At 33.3% G+C, this 18,496-nt stretch carries 15 protein-coding genes; 6 read left to right on the top strand and 9 right to left on the bottom strand.

The window, feature by feature from the left end; genetic code table 11:
* Positions 1–23: 23 nt before the first annotated feature.
* The gene (locus tag HM992_RS11215) at positions 24–2,087 is read right to left on the bottom strand and encodes a S9 family peptidase (RefSeq protein WP_179319715.1); all 2,064 of its coding nucleotides are present in this window, start codon (positions 2,085–2,087) and stop codon (positions 24–26) included.
* 74 nt (positions 2,088–2,161) lie between these two features.
* Here HM992_RS11215 and HM992_RS11210 point away from each other — a divergent pair, with 74 nt between their 5' ends.
* Positions 2,162–2,485, top strand: a complete 324-nt coding sequence (locus tag HM992_RS11210; protein WP_178985070.1) for a YbaB/EbfC family nucleoid-associated protein — start codon at positions 2,162–2,164, stop codon at positions 2,483–2,485.
* Between the two features lie 410 nt (positions 2,486–2,895).
* Here HM992_RS11210 and HM992_RS11205 read toward each other — a convergent pair whose 3' ends face one another.
* On the bottom strand, positions 2,896–3,918 hold the full coding sequence (locus HM992_RS11205; RefSeq protein WP_179319714.1) for a threonine aldolase family protein: 1,023 nt from the start codon (positions 3,916–3,918) through the stop codon (positions 2,896–2,898).
* A gap of 109 nt (positions 3,919–4,027) precedes the next feature.
* Here HM992_RS11205 and prfB point away from each other — a divergent pair.
* The 4 genes from prfB (at position 4,028) to HM992_RS11185 (ending at position 8,697) form a co-directional block, all read left to right on the top strand.
* Positions 4,028–5,138 (top strand): peptide chain release factor 2 gene (gene prfB / locus HM992_RS11200; RefSeq protein ID WP_179319713.1). Its coding sequence is split into 2 segments (ribosomal slippage): positions 4,028–4,090 and positions 4,092–5,138, totalling 1,110 coding nucleotides; the frame shifts between segments, so codons are not numbered across the junction.
* A 29-nt stretch (positions 5,139–5,167) separates the two neighbouring features.
* Positions 5,168–5,509, top strand: coding sequence for an arsenate reductase (glutaredoxin) (gene arsC / locus HM992_RS11195; protein ID WP_179319712.1), 342 nt, complete (start codon positions 5,168–5,170; stop codon positions 5,507–5,509).
* Positions 5,510–5,606: 97 nt separating this feature from the next.
* Entirely contained in the window at positions 5,607–6,044 is a 438-nt protein-coding gene (locus HM992_RS11190; protein ID WP_178985066.1) for a hypothetical protein, read from the top strand.
* Positions 6,045–6,165: 121 nt separating this feature from the next.
* On the top strand, positions 6,166–8,697 hold the full coding sequence (locus HM992_RS11185; RefSeq protein WP_179319711.1) for an outer membrane beta-barrel family protein: 2,532 nt from the start codon (positions 6,166–6,168) through the stop codon (positions 8,695–8,697).
* Between the two features lie 78 nt (positions 8,698–8,775).
* Here HM992_RS11185 and HM992_RS11180 read toward each other — a convergent pair whose 3' ends face one another.
* From HM992_RS11180 to HM992_RS11170, 3 genes are all read right to left on the bottom strand, one after another.
* Entirely contained in the window at positions 8,776–11,358 is a 2,583-nt protein-coding gene (locus tag HM992_RS11180; RefSeq protein ID WP_179319710.1) for a zinc-dependent metalloprotease, read from the bottom strand.
* A 105-nt stretch (positions 11,359–11,463) separates the two neighbouring features.
* The gene (locus HM992_RS11175) at positions 11,464–12,831 is read right to left on the bottom strand and encodes a serine hydrolase (protein ID WP_179319709.1); all 1,368 of its coding nucleotides are present in this window, start codon (positions 12,829–12,831) and stop codon (positions 11,464–11,466) included.
* A gap of 54 nt (positions 12,832–12,885) precedes the next feature.
* Positions 12,886–13,554 (bottom strand): HAD family hydrolase, encoded by a 669-nt coding sequence (locus HM992_RS11170; RefSeq protein WP_179319708.1) that lies wholly within the window; start codon positions 13,552–13,554, stop codon positions 12,886–12,888.
* Positions 13,555–13,643: 89 nt separating this feature from the next.
* Here HM992_RS11170 and HM992_RS11165 point away from each other — a divergent pair, with 89 nt between their 5' ends.
* Positions 13,644–13,838: a hypothetical protein gene (locus HM992_RS11165; protein ID WP_178983224.1), complete on the top strand. Its 195-nt coding sequence runs from the start codon at positions 13,644–13,646 to the stop codon at positions 13,836–13,838.
* Between the two features lie 75 nt (positions 13,839–13,913).
* Here HM992_RS11165 and acs read toward each other — a convergent pair whose 3' ends face one another.
* From acs to HM992_RS11145, 4 genes are all read right to left on the bottom strand, one after another.
* Positions 13,914–15,821, bottom strand: a complete 1,908-nt coding sequence (gene acs / locus HM992_RS11160; protein ID WP_178985061.1) for an acetate--CoA ligase — start codon at positions 15,819–15,821, stop codon at positions 13,914–13,916.
* Between the two features lie 107 nt (positions 15,822–15,928).
* The gene (locus tag HM992_RS11155) at positions 15,929–17,824 is read right to left on the bottom strand and encodes an AMP-binding protein (RefSeq protein ID WP_179319707.1); all 1,896 of its coding nucleotides are present in this window, start codon (positions 17,822–17,824) and stop codon (positions 15,929–15,931) included.
* Positions 17,821–18,045 carry a hypothetical protein gene (locus HM992_RS11150; protein WP_179319706.1) on the bottom strand — a complete coding sequence of 75 codons (225 nt, stop codon included), beginning with the start codon at positions 18,043–18,045 and terminating at the stop codon, positions 17,821–17,823. The genes HM992_RS11155 and HM992_RS11150 overlap by 4 nt, the downstream gene beginning before the upstream one ends.
* Positions 18,046–18,117: 72 nt before the next feature.
* Positions 18,118–18,483, bottom strand: coding sequence for a response regulator transcription factor (locus tag HM992_RS11145; RefSeq protein WP_178985058.1), 366 nt, complete (start codon positions 18,481–18,483; stop codon positions 18,118–18,120).
* Positions 18,484–18,496 lie beyond the last annotated feature (13 nt).

Raw genomic sequence — 18,496 nt, 5'->3', positions numbered from 1 at the left:
ATAAAATAAAGCATCTAAGAGTATTATACTGAAATCCCTTCTAAATCAAGCAAAAAAGCAAACTCTTCAGCATCCTCCTTTAAGCTTTCAAAACGTCCAGAAGCACCACCATGACCAGCATCCATATTAGTTTTGAGATATAATTTATTAGCATCAGTTTTTAGTTCTCTAAGTTTAGCAACCCATTTCGCTGGTTCCCAATATTGCACTTGCGAATCGTGAAGTCCTGTGGTGATCAACATATTAGGATACGCCTTCGCTTCTACGTTATCATAAGGCGAATACGATTTTATATAATCATAATAAAGTTTATCATTTGGGTTTCCCCATTCATCATACTCACCTGTCGTTAAAGGAATAGAATCATCTAACATCGTTGTTATCACATCTACAAAAGGAACCGCTGCAATAATACCATTGTATAATTCTGGTGCTGTATTAACTATAGCGCCCATTAACAATCCACCTGCACTGCCTCCCATGGCATATAAATGTTGTGAAGACGTGTAACGTTCCTTTATTAAATGCACTGAACAGGCTATAAAATCTGAAAATGTATTTTTCTTGTTCAGTAACTTTCCATCTTCATACCAATGTCTGCCCAAATATTCACCGCCTCTAATATGTGTGATTACATAGATAAATCCGCGATCTAACAAGGTTAATCTTATAGTCGAAAAATAAGGATCCATAGTAGAGCCATAACTACCATAAGCATATTGTAATAATGGATTTTTACCATCCTTTTTAATGCCTTTACGGTACACTACAGACATTGGGATTTTTGTCCCATCCTCTGCTGTTGCCCAAATACGCTCTGAGATGTAATTGTCCTTATCAAAATTCTTATCTAAAACTTCTTGTTCTTTTAATATGGTTTTAGACTTGGTACGCATATTAAATTCAATTACCGATGATGGCGTTGTCATAGAATTATACCCATAACGTAAAAGCTCTGTATCAAAATCTACATTTGTTCCAGTATAAGCTGTATACGTTTCATTATCAAAAGGCAAATAATAATCTTGAGTTTCATCCCAACGCTTAATTCTAATTTCGTTTAAACCGTTGCTACGTTCGCTAATAACCAAGTAATCTTTAAAAATATCAATGCCTTCCAATAGCACATCCTTTCTATGTGCTATAACGTCGCTCCAACTCTCAATGTTTGTATCAGATTCAGGCGTTTTCATTAATTTGAAATTGGTCGCTTTATCTTTATTTGTCAGAATATAAAAATGATTATCGTAATGTGAAATACTATATTCTAAACCTCTAATTCTAGGTTGAAATACCTGAAACTTTCCTTCAGGATTATCCGCATCCAAAATATGGTATTCGTTTGTCAACGTACTGTAACACGCAATTATAATATACTTTCTAGATTTTGATTTATAAACCGCAGCACCAAACGTATCATCTCCTTCTTGAAAAACAAGTTCGTCTTCAGATTTATCTCCTAAGCGATGTTTATAAATTTGAAATGCTCTTAGAGTCACTTCATCCTTCTTAGTGTAGAACAACGTTGTATTATCATTTGCCCAACTTGAAGAGCCCGTAGTACTTTCAATTCTATCGGAAGCGACTTCATGAGTTTTTAAATCCTTAATGAAGATATTATAGTTTCGTCGCCCTGTGTTATCAATTCCGTAAGAGACTAATTTATTATCTGGACTAATACTAATGCCTGCTAATTTGAAATACGATTCCCCTTCAGCCATCACATTACAATCAAATAATAAGTCTTCCGGATTATCTAAACTGTCTTTTTTACGTGTATAAATTGGATAATCTTTTCCTTTTTCAAATTTAGTAATGTACCAATAGCCATTATATTTATATGGTACTGATGAATCATTTTCTTTGATTCTAGATTTCATTTCTTCAAACAAATCCGACTGAAAATCCTTAGTATGTGCCATTTCGTTATCACAAAACGCGTTTTCAGCATTTAGATAATCAATCACTTCCGGATGTTCTCTGTCTTTCATCCAAAAATAATTATCCACACGAATATCTCCATGTTTCTCTATTTGATGTGGAATTTTCTTGGCAATAGGTGGATTGATATCAGATTTCTTAATCATTTTTTTCGTGAAATTTTGTCTTAAGGAGGCGCAATTTAGTAATTTTGTGTCTCAATAATTTAAAAGATAAGAATATGTTTGGAGATATGATGGGCATGATGGGTAAATTAAAAGAAGCTCAAAAGAAAGTTGAAGAAACAAAAGAGCGTTTGCATACCGTTTTAATTGACGAAGCAAGTAGCGACAATAAACTTAAAGTAACTATTACAGCCAATAGAACTCTAAAATCTATTGACATTGCTGACGAATTACTTCAAGATAAAGATATGTTGGAAGATTATTTAATCTTAACCATTAACAAAGCAATTGAAAAAGCAACCAATGTGCACGAAACTGAAGTTGCTGCTGTTGCTAAAGAAGGTATGCCGAGTATTCCGGGTATGGATATGTTTAAATAGTTTTTAATCTGATAACTTCTTAGTTGTTATTCTTACGATAATTGAACTAAGACACATTAGAGCGAATAAAGTCCAATAAATAAAGGAAATTTCAGACATTGATGTATTGTCTATAACCTTATATTCGTAAATCTTCATAAGAGGCAATAATAGGATTATCAAATTGCTAATATTATTTATAGCAATTTGATATTTTCCAATATTAAACATAGATGGTTTATCCAACAAATCTGGTCGATTAGGTAAAATAAAGAAGTTTGCAATTACATATATTATTGTAAAAGGAATTGATGCATAAAACCAAATTGTATTCCAATTTAAAAATTGCACCAAAAGGAAACTACCATAGAGCATAATTAAAACAATAACTGTACTCATTACAAAGTATGTTCTATTCTTATAAACTGTTATCACAAAGCTAGTGTTTGTAAAATTCCTAGAAATTTCTCATGCATTTGGTCTGTATAGTCTAAATGTGTGACCATTCTCAATTTATTACTTCCCATTCCAATTATATGGATATTCTTTTCTTTTAAGTTATTCAGAAATTGTGCTTCATCTACACCATCATTTAATTCAAAAATGACAATATTGGTTTCTATAGGTTCTACTTTTTTAATTATGGATAATTTGGATAACGCTGCTCCTATTTCTTTAGCCCTTTTGTGATCGTCTGCAAGTCGTTCAATATTATTATCTAGGGCGAATAAACCAGCTGCAGCTAAATAGCCAATTTGTCGCATATTACCTCCAAAGAGTTTTCTTAAACTGAGAGATTTTTTCATAATCTCTTCACCACCTACCAACACAGAACCAACTGGGCAACCTAAACCTTTACTTAAACAGACAGAAATGGTATCAAAGGTATTTCCGTATTGCAACGTTGTTTCATTTTTGGCAACCATGGCATTCCATAAGCGTGCTCCATCTAAATGAAATCCTAGGTTATTGGTTTTGCAAACTTGCTTAATCTTTTCGAGCTCTTGAAAATCCCAACACGCTCCTCCTCCTTTATTCGTGGTATTTTCTACCTCAACCAAACTCGTTTGACTGTAATAATATTCTGAAGGGTTAATGGCTTCTTTTACTTGCTCTGCCGTAAACATACCTCGTTTACCATCAATGAGTTTGCAAGATACACCACTGTGAAACGCTACTCCTCCAACTTCATAATTATAAATATGTGCGTATTTATCGCAAATCACTTGTTCACTAGGATTAGTATGTAATTTAATTGCAACCTGATTCGCCATACTTCCAGAAGGAAAAAATAAGGCTTTTTCTTTACCAAACATTTTGGCTAAACGGTCTTCCAATTCATTAACCGTTGGATCCTCTCTAAAAACATCATCTCCCACGGGTGCCGACATCATAGCAGTTAACATATCTTTTGAAGGTTTAGTAACCGTATCACTTCTTAAATCTATTATCATATTTATCGTCTTAATTCTAAAACATAAAACTACACAATTTCCAAAAAACCGATTCAAAATTATGGCACTTTAATCAGGCAACTTATATTTGCATAAATTATTCTTATTTATGATAACATCAGATCAAATAAAAGATCTCAATTCCCGTCTAGACGTACTTAGACAATATCTTTGACTTAGATGCTAAGCTCATAGAAATCGCTAACGAAGAAGAGCAAACTTTTGACCCTAATTTCTGGAATGATTCCAAAGCTGCCGAATTGATTATGAAATCCATTCGAGAGAAAAAGAGTTGGGTTAACGATTATAACGACGCTAAGTCGCTTTTTGAAGATTTAGAAGTCATTTACGAATTCTATAAGGAAGACGAAGCTCCGATGGAAAATGTAGAAGCTCGTTTTGAAGCTGCCGTTAATGCGATTGAAAAATTAGAATTCAAAAACATGCTTTCCGAAGAAGGAGATAGTTTAAGTGCTGTTTTACAAATTACAGCTGGTGCTGGCGGAACAGAATCTTGCGATTGGGCAAGTATGCTAATGCGTATGTACTTAATGTATGCTGAAAAAAGTGGTTTTAAAGTTAAGGAACTTAACCTTCAGGATGGAGATGTTGCTGGTATAAAAACGGTGACTTTAGAAATTGAAGGAGATTTTGCATTCGGTTGGTTAAAAGGCGAAAACGGAGTACATCGTTTGGTGCGAATTTCTCCTTTTGATAGTAATGCTAAACGTCATACAAGTTTTGCTTCGGTTTACGTATATCCTTTAGTTGATGATTCTATTGAAATTGACATCAACCCTTCTGATATTGAAATTACAACGGCAAGATCTAGTGGAGCTGGTGGACAGAATGTAAATAAGGTTGAAACAAAAGTGCAATTATTACATAAACCTTCAGGGATTCAAATTCAATGTTCAGAAACACGCTCGCAACACGATAATAGGACAAGAGCCATGCAAATGTTGAAGTCTCAATTGTATGAAATTGAACTACAAAAGCAAATGGCACAGCGTGATGATATTGAAGCTGGGAAAATGAAAATTGAATGGGGAAGTCAGATTCGAAATTACGTGATGCATCCGTATAAATTAGTTAAAGATGTGCGCTCAGCTCACGAAACAGGAAATGTAGACGCTGTAATGGATGGAGATATTGAACCCTTTTTAAAAGCCTATTTAATGATGATGGGACAAAAAGAAGATTCGGCATTAAAATTGTAATATAGTTATTAAAATAAAATCAGCATAAAATGATTGAAATATACCACAACCCGAGATGTTCCAAATCAAGACAAGGCCTTTCTATATTAGAAGAATCCGGTAAAGCATTTAAAACCATAAGATATTTGGAAGAAGATTTAACATCGGTTGAATTACAAGATATCATTATAAAATTGGGTATAAAACCTATAAATTTAATCCGAAAAAACGAAGCTATTTGGAAATCGGATTACAAAGGAAAAACCCTTTCTGATAATGAAATTATTGCAGCTATGGTTAATCACCCAAAGCTAATTGAACGCCCTATTGTAATTAATGGAGATAAAGCCGTAATTGGCAGACCACCAGAAGCAATAAAAGAAATTATTTAACTTTGCAAGCATGAAACGAGCCTGTTCAAAATGTTATCATTAACGAAAATGATTAAAAGCGAACAGCATGTGACCATAAAACAATAAACACAAACACATGAAAAAGATCCTTTTATTATCTTTTACAATTCTCTTAAGTTTAAATATCAATGCTCAATCTAATAGAGAACCTACAGAACAAGAAATTGCAAAGTACGAGCGTGAAGCAGAAGAACGCAAAGAAGAATATATCGGTAATTTCTTAACTACTTTAGAGGCCGATGATTTTCAAAAGCAAATCATTAAACTAAACATAAATAGTTTTCTCGATGAGAAAATGGCATTATTGAAAACAAGATTTGAACATCATCTTGATCGTGATGCAGCCATAAAAAATTTAGAAGACACTCACTTTTTAGAACTGAAAGAGCTTATTTCTGAAGATGACATGGCTAAAATTAAAGTACTAATTAAAGGTGATTTTAATGAAAAAGAAGTTGTAAAAAAGAAGAAGAAAAACCGTAAAAAAGAAAAACGTAACAAGAATAAAGACTAAAGAAATTTTAGCAACTTCTAATAAATTATAGCCATTTATCTTTAACAGAAGATTAACCAAATATAAAACAATGAAACGTATTTTTGCATTTAATCAATGCATCAAATACTAACTCATTGCGATGAAATCACACATTTTAACTACACTATTACTTATTTTTTCATTCACCTTTTCCTTTGCGCAAAAAGATTTTAAAATTGAAGGTACTGTTATTGAAAAAGACACTAATATTCCTTTAGAATATGCGACAGTTGTTATTAAGACAAAGGCAGATAACAAAATTATAACTGGAGGTATTACCGATACCAAAGGTAAATTTAAAGTTGAAGTTCCTGAAGGTTCTTACATCATATCTGTAGAATATATATCTTATAAAACAAAAAGCTTCCCAGAACAAAATATTACTAAAGACACCGATTTAGGCATTATTAACTTAGCATTAGACGTCGACACTTTAGACGAAGTTATGGTCGTTGCGGAGCGCACTACTGTAGAAATAAAATTAGACAAAAAAGTTTATAATATTGGTAAAGATTTAACTACTGCTGGTGGTACTGTAAGTGATGCGCTTAACAATGTTCCATCTGTTGATGTCGATATAGAGGGAGCGATTAGCCTTAGAGGTAATGAAAACGTACGTATTTTAATAAACGGAAAACCTTCTGCTATGGCTGGTTTTGGTGATAGTAATATCTTAAGTCAATTACCAGCAGAAGCTATTGAACGTGTTGAAGTGATTACCTCACCTTCTGCCAGATATGATGCCGAAGGTACAGCTGGAATCTTAAATATTATTTTAAGACAAAAAGAAACTTTAGGATTTAATGGCTCAGTGAATTTAACCGTAGGAAATCCAGATAATGTTGGAGTATCTGCGACCTTAAATTACCGTACAGAAAAATATAACTTATTCTCTAATTTTGGATGGCGTTATTTTGATGCACCTCGAATCAGTGATACTGATGTTGAATATTTTGATAGCACTGTTGATGGTGAACTCATTACGCCAGAATACCGAAGAATTATAGAAGATCAAGACGTTGAAAGACTGAATAGAAATTACAATACGAATATTGGAATGGAATATTTCCTTAATGAATCGTCTTCACTTACTGGTAGTTTATTCTACAATTTCGGAACAGACGCGGACGTATCTATTAATAAAAGTGAGCGTTATAATGATAGTAACATTTTAATTGAAGAAACGCGTCGTAGAGAAAAAGAAACTGAAAAAGATAATAGTTATCAAGTTGCTTTAAATTATGTAAAACGTTTTGGCGACGATAGCGATCATAAGTTAACAGCAGATTTTCAATTTGAAAATGATTCTGAAGATGGTTACACCTATTTAAATGAAAATTATGTAACCACTAACCAAACAGATCCTTCTCCTTTTCAAATAGAACAAGAATTTACAGATGAAAAGCAAAAAGAATATTTAATTCAAGCTGATTATGTTTTACCTCTAGGTGGAGATGCTCGATTTGAAGCGGGATATCGTGGTAATTTTAAAAACACCAATACCGATTATCAACTTGATCAAGAAAATCTTACAACTGGAGATCTAGAACTCAACGAGGCTATCTCAAACGTGTTTGATTACACTGAAAATGTAAATGCACTTTACACACAGTACGGAACAAAGTTTGGTCAGTTTTCATTTTTATTAGGTCTAAGACTAGAGAATACTCAGTTAAAAGGAAAAATTGATTCACGATTAACTGAAGACGAACTTGTTGAAGAGTTTGGATTTCCTATTGACACAGACTTTGATAAAAATTATTTAGGCTTATTCCCTACTGTAAATCTTATTTATGATCTTACAGCTCCAGATTCTGATATTGAAGAAAGTATAACTTTAGGTTTTAACAGAAGAATCAACCGTCCTCGTGGTCGGTATATTAATCCTTTTCCATCACGATCTAGTAGAACAAACGTATGGCAAGGTAACCCCAATTTAGAACCGGCCTTTTCAAGCACTTTTGATTTAGGTTACTTAAAGCGTTGGGAAAAAATCACACTAACGTCTTCAATATATTATCAGCATGAAACAGATTCATTTGAACGTGTACAAGAAAATACAGGCCAACAAACAACAGATGGTATTGACATCATTAGAACTATTCCTATAAACCTTTCTACAAATAAGCGTACAGGAGCTGAATTAGGCCTTATGTACACCCCTGAAAAATGGTTGCGATTAAGTTCTAGCTTTAATTTCTTTCAGTTTGAAACTGATGGAGACTTTAATGGTGTAGATTACAGCACAAAAAACACAAGTTGGTTTGCTCGTTTTAGTTCTAAGGTAACCTTACCATTAGCTATCGATTGGCAAACTAGTGCATTTTACAGAGGACCACAAGAAGATGCACAATCTGAGACTGAAGGTATCTTTTCTCTAGATTTAGCCCTTAGTAAAGAAATACTAAATAATAAAGCTACTCTATCATTAAACGTTAGAGATTTATTAAACTCTAGAAAATACCAAAGTGTAACCACTACAGATTTCTTTAGACGTGATGGTGAATTTCAATGGAGACAACGCCAAGTTAATCTTTCCTTTATTTATAGATTTAATCAGCAACTAAATAAACGTGAGCGACCTGATCGACCAGGAAATGGTGGTGGGGACGATATCGATTTTGAAGGCTAAAAAGAAGCTTGAATAAAAAAGCACAAATTGCTAAATTAAATGCAATTTGTGCTTTTTTTATGCGCTTAAGTTTCGCAATTATTTTACCTCTTTAAGTGCATTGTCAATTAATGTGCGTAAGTGTTCCTTATGAGCTTTACTAGATACATTACCACTCGGTGTAGCCATAGTTCTAATTTGCTTTAAATTATAAAGCGCCATTGATTTGGCATTATTAGAATAACGACTACTTTGTTTTCCTGTTAACATTTCAATAAGCGTATTGGTATACGAAATTTGTAAATTTTGTCTAAAAGAATTTACATTTTTATAGATATCTGCTTTAAAAATGGCAGAATTTAAATCGGTCATAAACTGAGATAAAGTGTATTCATTACCATACAACTCACTATCCGTAATTCTCTGTAGCGTATTGTAATGTAAAACATGGCTTATTACATTTTTTTGGTAGGTTAAAACTTGTTGATGAATTTTTGGGTCTTCTGTACCTCTCATAAAACCAAAACCACGACGTTGCATCGCTAAATCATTATACAAATCACTTGGGGCATTAAAAGCTGTTGGCGCAAAAGCATATGTTGTTAAGGCTTTCATTGCACGTTTTTGATCTTCTAAACTAACTGGTGTATATGGTTGTGTACCTCCTTCTTGCCCTATCATGGCTCTATCTACGTAAACACCACCAATAAATCTTGAAATTACATTAACAGCTGTAGCACGTTGACCACTTAACAAATAATAAGCACGTCTTAATTCTTGATAGGATTCTCCAGTTTTAGAGAATTTCGTTTTAACCTCGCTCATCATACTATCAACTAACTTAATTCTATCAATAGAATACCCAATTTGATCATTAGACAAATCTCCTATCATAACTCTAGGGTCGATTGCTTTACCAGGCGAACGCATATCATCAGCATCATTACCAAATATTAATTCGGGTTCTGTACTTCTGTTAAGCAACGCTACTTTCTCGTCTTCAGAGTTAAAAGGTGTATAACCAAACTGAATAGCCCAAACATCGTAAGGACCAACTGATGTATCGTAATACTGACCTTGCTTAGATCTGTCGTTAGTAATATTAATACCTGCATAATCCATTACAGAACCTGTTAAACATTTACCTTCAATAAAATCTTTATCTGCTAACTGTTCCGGTGAAAATAACTGACTCGCTTTCATGTTATGGTTTAAACCAAGCGTATGTCCAACTTCATGCATAATCAAAGCTAACATAGACTCTTTCTTCATACGAGCCATTTCAAGGTCTGAGCCAGTTGTAGATTCTATTAAAGCTTGTCCAAATAACGTGTTTTCATGCATTACATGCCCAAAAGAACATAATACTTCATTCTTTTTTAAATAATCTGATGGATTAAACTCTACATCTGCTTTTGCTAAATCAAACAACTGATCATAGAAAACGCGATTGGTAAAATGTACATATTCTAACATAATGTCTGCTCCAATGATCTCACCTGTTGTTGGATTAACAAAACTTGGTCCATAACCTCCAAAAGGTGGATTTGGTGAAGACGTCCATCGTAATACGTTATAGTTAATATCTCCTGCATCCCAATCGGCATCATCTGGTTGCATTTTTACCACCATGGCATTTTTAAATCCTGCTTTTTCAAAAGCTTTATTCCATTCTAAAACGCCTTGCTTAATTGTTTCTCTCCATTCTACAGGTGTAGAATTTTCCATCCACCACGTAATTGGCTTTACAGGTTCTGAAATTGCTACTTCAGGATCTTTTTTAACCAGATTCCAGCGATGAACTAAATCTTTATAAGGAGTAGAATTTGTCGCTGTTTGATCATTAACTTGTGTCGTAAAATAACCCACTCTAGGATCATCAAAAAGGGGTTCATAACCATTCTTTGGCATAGCAATTAAACTATGAAACACCTTAATACTTACGTTTCTACCATCAGTTATAGCTTGAGACCCACCGTTTAATACTGATGGACTTGAGTATACATATTCAACTTCAAGATTTGTGTTATCTTCATAATTATTTATTGCATTAATTTTTGTCTTTGTTTTATCTAAATTACCAAGACTAAAAGCCATTGGACTAGCACCTGGAAAACGAGGTGGTTTAACTTGAGTAAACGTTTCTTTTAAGAATAAATCATCTGCTTTTATTAAATATAAACCTTCTTTTTTATCATGGGCTTCAATTTTCACTGTTGCCATTATGCCTTCACTCGTATTAGCATCTTTGGATTTAGAAATGGCACTTTCAGGATCAAAATAAAAGGATGTGTTTTGAGATACAAATTCTATTTTATCGTAGTATTTCTTTACTTTAAAAACTTTTGATCCGCCATATGCTCCTCTAAATCTACCAGCATCAGTAACTCCGTTTGAAACTTGATTAAAATGAATATAATCTTTATCTAAATGTTCATCACTAATAACCATCTGTAAACTACCTGTAATAGTATCTCTGTACATTGTAAAAAGGCCTTCAATCTTCTTGCTTGACTCGGTAAGCTCTTTTATTGATTTTTCCTTTTTAGATGTTGGCGCAGGCGTTTCCGTTTTACTCTTTTTCTTTTTGCGCTGAGCTTCTACATTTTGGGGTACTATAAAAGCACACGTCATTAATGCTAGAGACAACAGTCTAAAGACATTTCGTTTTTTGATATTCATAATGATGAATTATTTGTTAGTATATATTTAGAATAAAGACAAGATAGAAAATAAATTAGAAATAACTTTCAATATAATTTCTAAAATCAATGTTTAAAAATAAAACTACTCTACTTTATGTCCAGGCAAATTCTGTCCGCCTTGGTGTAAAGTTAAACCATTGATTTCACCAGTATCATTCGTACTAAACGTAATACTTGCTTCAACAACTTTCAAAAAGAATTGATGTTCTGCCGATGGAAAAATTTCAAATTGTGGTTGATTCGTAGCTTGTAAAAAAAGTTGATTTTCTTTTCTTGTAATGGTCAATGAAAATGTAGGTGCCAATTGATATACTCCTATATAATTTTCTAAAACTGCTGCAGAAACCTCTATTTCATCTGGAAACTCCGATTTCTTTGGTAATTCTAAAGGTAATGGCGCGTCCAACAATTTCATTCCTATAGCATCAACAGTCGAAACAGAATTAGTTAAAACTACAACGCCTTTACTGAAATCATTTAAAAAACCCGTAAAAGCTCTGTAACCACCAGTACCTCCATTATGCCAAATGATTGTATTACTGTTCGCAAAGTGCCATCCTAATGCAATATTAAAGCTTTCACTTTCGTCTGAAAAAGCAATTTGATGACTTAACTTCATGGCTTTATCTAATGACGTGTCATTGGTAGATGTATTCGCTTTTAAAAATTTAACCATATCGCTAGTTGTAGATCGTATGGCACCTGCACCAGCTAATACATTTAAATCCCAATTATTTACAATTTCTAACTGCTCACTGTGTCCTAAGGCCAATTTCGCTTTCATGGCTTCTGTTAAAACAATACCTGTACTTTTCATTCCAAGTGGATTTGTAATTCTTGTTTTAACTAAGTCTTCATATGTTTCACCTGTATGTAATTCTAAAATATGACCTAATAACCCCATACCTAAATTTGAATATTCATACTGAGTTCCTATATCTCTTAACAAATCATAAGACGATAAAAATTCATAAAGTAAATCGGCTGAATAATCTGCAAATGGATTAGAATAATCTGCTGGTTCAAAATTATCTGACATTCTTGGCAAACTAGAAGTGTGTGTTGCTAAATCTTTTAGTGTAATTTGTTTTCCATTCCGCTGAGGCACAGTTACCGTTTTTGGTAAGTATTTTGAAATAGGATCACTAAGATTCATGTTTCCTTTTAGCACTTCATCGGCAAGAATAATAGTTGTAAAAACTTTAGAAATTGAACCGATTTCATAAACTGTATTTTCATCTACTCGCTTTCCATTTTCAACTTCTGTATCACCATAGTTAAAATAGATTACGTTTTCACCATCTATATAAGCCAATGCTACACTAGGATTAAAACCTTCATCTATACGGGCTTTAATATGATCTTTTATTTCATGAGGAACGTCTACATTCTGAGAAAACGAAAATTGAACAAACGCAAGAATTATAAGGAAAGTTGAATTGAATTTCATAGAAACATCTAGATTTATTCTTATATGACTATAAAAAAATAGAATAGTTACAGATTACGTTGTTTCATTAAAAAATAACTTCTGATTTAAAAATGATAATTCCTCAAAACTAGAAACAATCACATTGGCTAAGGTATAATCTTGACCTGAAGAATGTTCACTTTTAAAACCAGCACAAAAGATACCAGCCGCATGTGCTGCTTTAATACCGTTGGTAGAATCTTCAATGACCATACATTCCGATTTATGAAACCCTGTATGTTCTGCGGCTTTTATAAATATTTCTGGATGTGGTTTTGATTTTTCTAAATCGGCTCCACTAAATTTACCGCTGAAGAATTGATTTAACTCAAAACGATCAAAAATGCGATTTATATTAGGCATGGAAGCAGAAGACGCTACAACTAGTTTTAAACCGTTGGCATGATAATCTTTAATGCGTTCTAAAACTCCTTCAATTAAAGTTAAATCAGAATCGTTTTCAAACAAATACGTAAAGTGTTTTCTTTTAATACTAACTAAACTTTCGGGTGCCGTCTCTAAATTGAAATGATCAACTAAACGCTTACAGATATTTATTGTCGATTGACCTGTGAAGGATTCATATAATGGGTCATCAACGTCTATATTTACATCATTAAACATTTGATAATACGCTTTACGATGCAACGGCTCTGTATCTACAATAACACCATCCATATCAAATAAGACTGCTTTTAGCATAACATTTTTTAATTTGAAGCGAAGATAAAAAAGTAAATGGTATTCTTAAATCTAAGAACCGAACATTACTATTATGTTTATATTAAATTATGCTTAATTTTACAATCCGAAAACTATTTCAAAACACAATGGCAAAACAAGGCAAAGAGAAAAACACAAATAACAAAGCCAAGCACACTAAACTTATTACTCAGAAAAAGAATAAGAAGAAGTCTCAAGTAGAAGACCGCAAAGCACGTTTAAAAGCTATTGTTCAAAAATCGAAAGATTCTAAATCTGAATAATTCACTCATATAATTTCAAAAAAAATCCAAAGCTTAATTAAAGCCTTGGATTCTAAAATTTGATATTAAGAGTCTTTATTTTACATTATCTATAATATCTTGTACGACTTCAGGATTAGAAAGTGTACTTGTATCTCCTAATTGATCGATTTCATTACAAGCAATTTTTCTTAAAATTCTACGCATAATTTTACCTGACCGTGTTTTTGGTAAAGCATCTGTAAACTGAATTTTGTTCAACTTAGCTATAGGCCCAATTTGATCTGTAATTATCTGATTAATCTCTTTTCTAAGATTATCATGATTTCTACTTTCTCCTGTTTCTTTTAAAGTTACATAACCGTAAAGCGCGTTTCCTTTAACATCGTGTGGATAACCAACAATAGCACTTTCTGCAACTGCAGGATGTTCGTTAATGGCATCTTCAATTGGTGCTGTTCCTAAATTATGACCAGAAACAATAATCACATCATCTACTCTACCTGTTATTCTATAATACCCAACCTCATCACGTAAAGCGCCATCTCCTGTAAAATACTTGTTATCATAAGCAGAGAAATATGTGTCTTTATAACGTTGATGATCACCCCAAATGGTTCTGGCCATACTTGGCCAAGGATATTTTATACATAAACGACCATCCACTTGATTGCCTTTTATCTCAGCACCATGCTCATCCATTAATGCAGGTTGAATACCTATAAATGGCAAAGTAGCATACGTTGGTTTTGTTGGTGTGGCAAAAGCAATTGGCGTAATCATAATACCACCAGTTTCTGTTTGCCACCATGTATCTACAATTGGTGATTTCTTCTTTCCAACGTTATCATCATACCAATGCCATGCCTCTTCGTTAATTGGTTCTCCAACAGTTCCTAAAACTTTTATAGAAGATAAATCGTGTTTTTCTAAATGCTCAATTCCTTCTTTTGCCAAGGCTCTAATAGCTGTTGGTGCAGTGTAGAATTGATTGACTTTATGTTTTGCTATAATTTCCCAAAAGCGTCCAAAATCTGGATAACTCGGCACACCTTCAAACAATACCGTTGTTGCTCCATTGCATAATGGACCGTAAACAATGTAACTATGACCTGTAATCCATCCGATGTCTGCTGTACACCAATACACATCTTTTTCTCTGTATTGGAACACGTTTTTAAACGTATAGGCTGTGTATACCATATAACCAGCTGTGGTGTGCACCATGCCTTTTGGCTTCCCTGTAGAACCAGAAGTATACAATATAAATAGAGGGTCTTCAGCTTTCATAATTTCCGGCTCACAACGTTTGTCCGCACTATCTAATAGAGGTTGTAACCAATGATCACGTCCTTCTTTCATATAAATTTCCGAATGAATACGCTTTACAACTAATACTGATGCGATAGTTGGACAACCTTCTAAGGCTTCATCTACAATACCTTTTAAATCAATAGTTTTTGAGCCACGGTAAGACCCATCACTTGTAATGACCATTTTACATTCTGAATCATTTATTCTTGTGGATAATGCAGTTGAAGAAAACCCAGCAAAAACCACAGAGTGAATCGCTCCAATACGAGCACAAGCCAAAGTCGCTATTGCTAATTCAGGAATCATAGGTAGATAAATACAAACACGATCACCTTTCTGAATGCCTTGATCTTTTAAAACATTTGCAAATTTACAAACCCGTTTATGCAATTGTTTATAGGTAATATGTTCGGCTTCTTCTGAAGGATCATTAGGTTCGAAAATGATTGCCGTTTTATCACCTCTAGTATATAGATGTCTATCAATACAATTTTCAGTAATATTAAGTTCTGCTCCTTCAAACCATTTAATTTCTGGTTTTGAAAAATCCCAACTTAAAACGTTATCCCATTTTTTTCGCCACATAAAATGTTCTTCTGCGATTTCTTCCCAAAACACTTCTGGATTTCGGACCGATTTACGATACACTTGATAATATTCCTCTAAATGTTTTATGTGATAATTACTCATTTTTTATTGTTTTATTAATGATTCTAAGTCCCTCTTGAACATTGTAGTATTTGAAAGGAAACTTGTTTTATTAGTTTTCTATTTTTAAATATATTAAATCTTTAGTTTTAGCTATGAATACCAATTTTATAAACTTTATATACGGATTTTATTTCATCTACAATAGCGACATCATCAATGGTTGATGGTATATTAAATTCTAGGTCATCAGCAATATTTCGCAATAACTTTCGAAGTGTTTTTCCACTTCTTGTTTTAGGTAAACGTTCTACAACCAATACATCTCTAAATGATGCCACGGCACCTATTTCTCGTCTGACGTCTTTTACAATTTCTTTTTGAGTCTGTTCGGTTTCATAAACTTTATCGGTTTTTAAAACAATTAATCCCAAGGGCTTCTGCCCTTTTAAATCGCAGTGTACACCAAACACAGCACATTCTGCAACCGCTTTATGTGAGGATACAATCTCTTCCATTTCTGCTGTAGATAAACGGTGACCAGCAACATTAATAATATCATCTACACGACCAGTTATAAATACATAACCATCTTCATCTTTGTAACCACCATCACCTGAAAAATAATAACCCGGAAAACGATTTAAATAGCCAAACTTAAAACGATCTGGATTTCCCCAAAGGTTACTCAACGTACCAGGTGGCAATGGCAATTTTACAGCGACATAACCTTCAACTCCTGCTTGTACTTTTTCACCTTCCTCATTCAATATTTGAATATCATAGCCACTCACAGGTAAACCTGCCGATCCCTCTTTAATAGGTTGGATTGCTACGCCAACCATATTAGCCAACATTGGCCACCCACTTTCAGTTTGCCACCAATGGTCTATAACAGGAATATGCAATTGTTCTTCTGCCCAATTTAAAGTGGCAACATCACAACGTTCACCCGCTAAAAACAAATATTTTAAATTAGATAAATCGTATGGTTTAATTAAACGACCCGTTGGGTCTTCTTTTTTTATGGCTCGGATTGCTGTTGGTGCCGTAAACATAGCTTTTACATTATGCTCATTTATAACACGCCAAAATGTTGAGGCATCTGGTGTTTTGATAGGTTTACCTTCAAATACAATGGTTGTATTTCTATTTAATAAAGGTCCGTATGCTATAAAACTATGACCGACAGCCCAACCTACGTCACTAGCTGCCCAAAAGGTTTCACCTTCATCAACTCCATAAATATTTTTCATTGAAAATTTTAGAGCTGTAGCATAGCCACCTGTATCTCTAATAATGCCTTTTGGTGTACCTGTTGTTCCGGAAGTGTATAATATATAAGAAGGATGTGTAGATGCTAGCGCAACCGCTTCAATGGATGGAGATTCTTCAACTAAAGTTTTATAATCTATATCATAATCTTTTTTAGGAATTTCAACACCTAATTCTCTATCAAAAACGATGACATGATTTGGTTTATTTTTTGATTTTTCTATAGCTTCATCAACAAAAGGCTTGTAAGGAATAATACGCTCAACCTCAACTCCATTTGATGCTGTAATAATTGCTTTAGGTTTACAATCGTCAATACGAATAGCCAACTCATGAGGAGCAAATCCACCAAAAACTACCGAGTGAATAACTCCTAATCTCGCACAAGCTAACATCGAAAAAACAGCCTGCGGAATCATAGGCATATAAATAATACAGGTATCCCCTTTTTTAAGGCCTAAATTTTGTAATCCACCAGCTAATTTTGAGACTTCGTGATGTAATTGATCGAATGTAAAATGCTGTTTTGTATGGGTTACAGGTGAATCATAGATTATGGCATTTTGCTCACCAAAGCCATCATTAATATGTTTATCTATACATAAATAACTCAGATTGAGTTCTCCATCTTCAAACCATTGATTATAGTCAAATTGATCTTTAGACGTGATGATATTAGGGGATTTAAACCACTCTATGTCATTAGCCTGACGCTTCCAAAATTGCTCTGGATTCTGTATACTTTCTTTGTAAAACTCTTGGTATTTCATGACTTTGCTTTTTTAGAATTAAGTAAGCCAAACCAATTAGGATTAAGCACTTTAAGTTTTATAAGCACCCAAATAATAACCACAAAACAAACTCCCATAACTATAGAAAGCATAGGTGTTACATTGGTAATGTTTTCGAATTTAAACCTTAAAAAAAGCGTCGCTATGACATAGATACTTATGATTATATCTGACGCTAACGGATTAATGTGAAATTTCATGTCTTCAAATTTTAATTAAACTTAGTTTGTTTGCACACAAAACCAATTTAAATAAGACTTAACAGACTATTTCTAAGTCACAAGTTCCAATATTTCTGAAACTATTTTTTTTACTGAAAAAGGTTTGGTTAAATATTTATCCGCTCCAAGTTTTAAACCCTTTTCAATATCTGAAGCTTTATTTTTTGCCGTTAAAAACACCACTTTAATGTGTTTTAAACTTTCAGACGCTTTAATCAATGAAAGTGTCTGATAACCATCTACATTGGGCATCATAATATCTAACAAAATTACGTTAGGAATATGATGTTTTAATATCTCTAAAGCCTCGCTTCCATCTCTTGCAATAAACACTTCAAAACCTTGTTTTTTGAAGGTATATTCTAACGACATGACAATATTTGGCTCATCGTCAACAATTAAAATTTTCTTCGTCATACTTTAGGGTATC

Source organism: Winogradskyella helgolandensis (assembly GCF_013404085.1).
In the GTDB taxonomy this organism is placed as follows: Bacteria; Bacteroidota; Bacteroidia; order Flavobacteriales; family Flavobacteriaceae; genus Winogradskyella; species Winogradskyella helgolandensis.
Note: the sequence above shows the minus strand (reverse complement) of the source record. Positions and strands in the feature narration are given on the sequence as shown.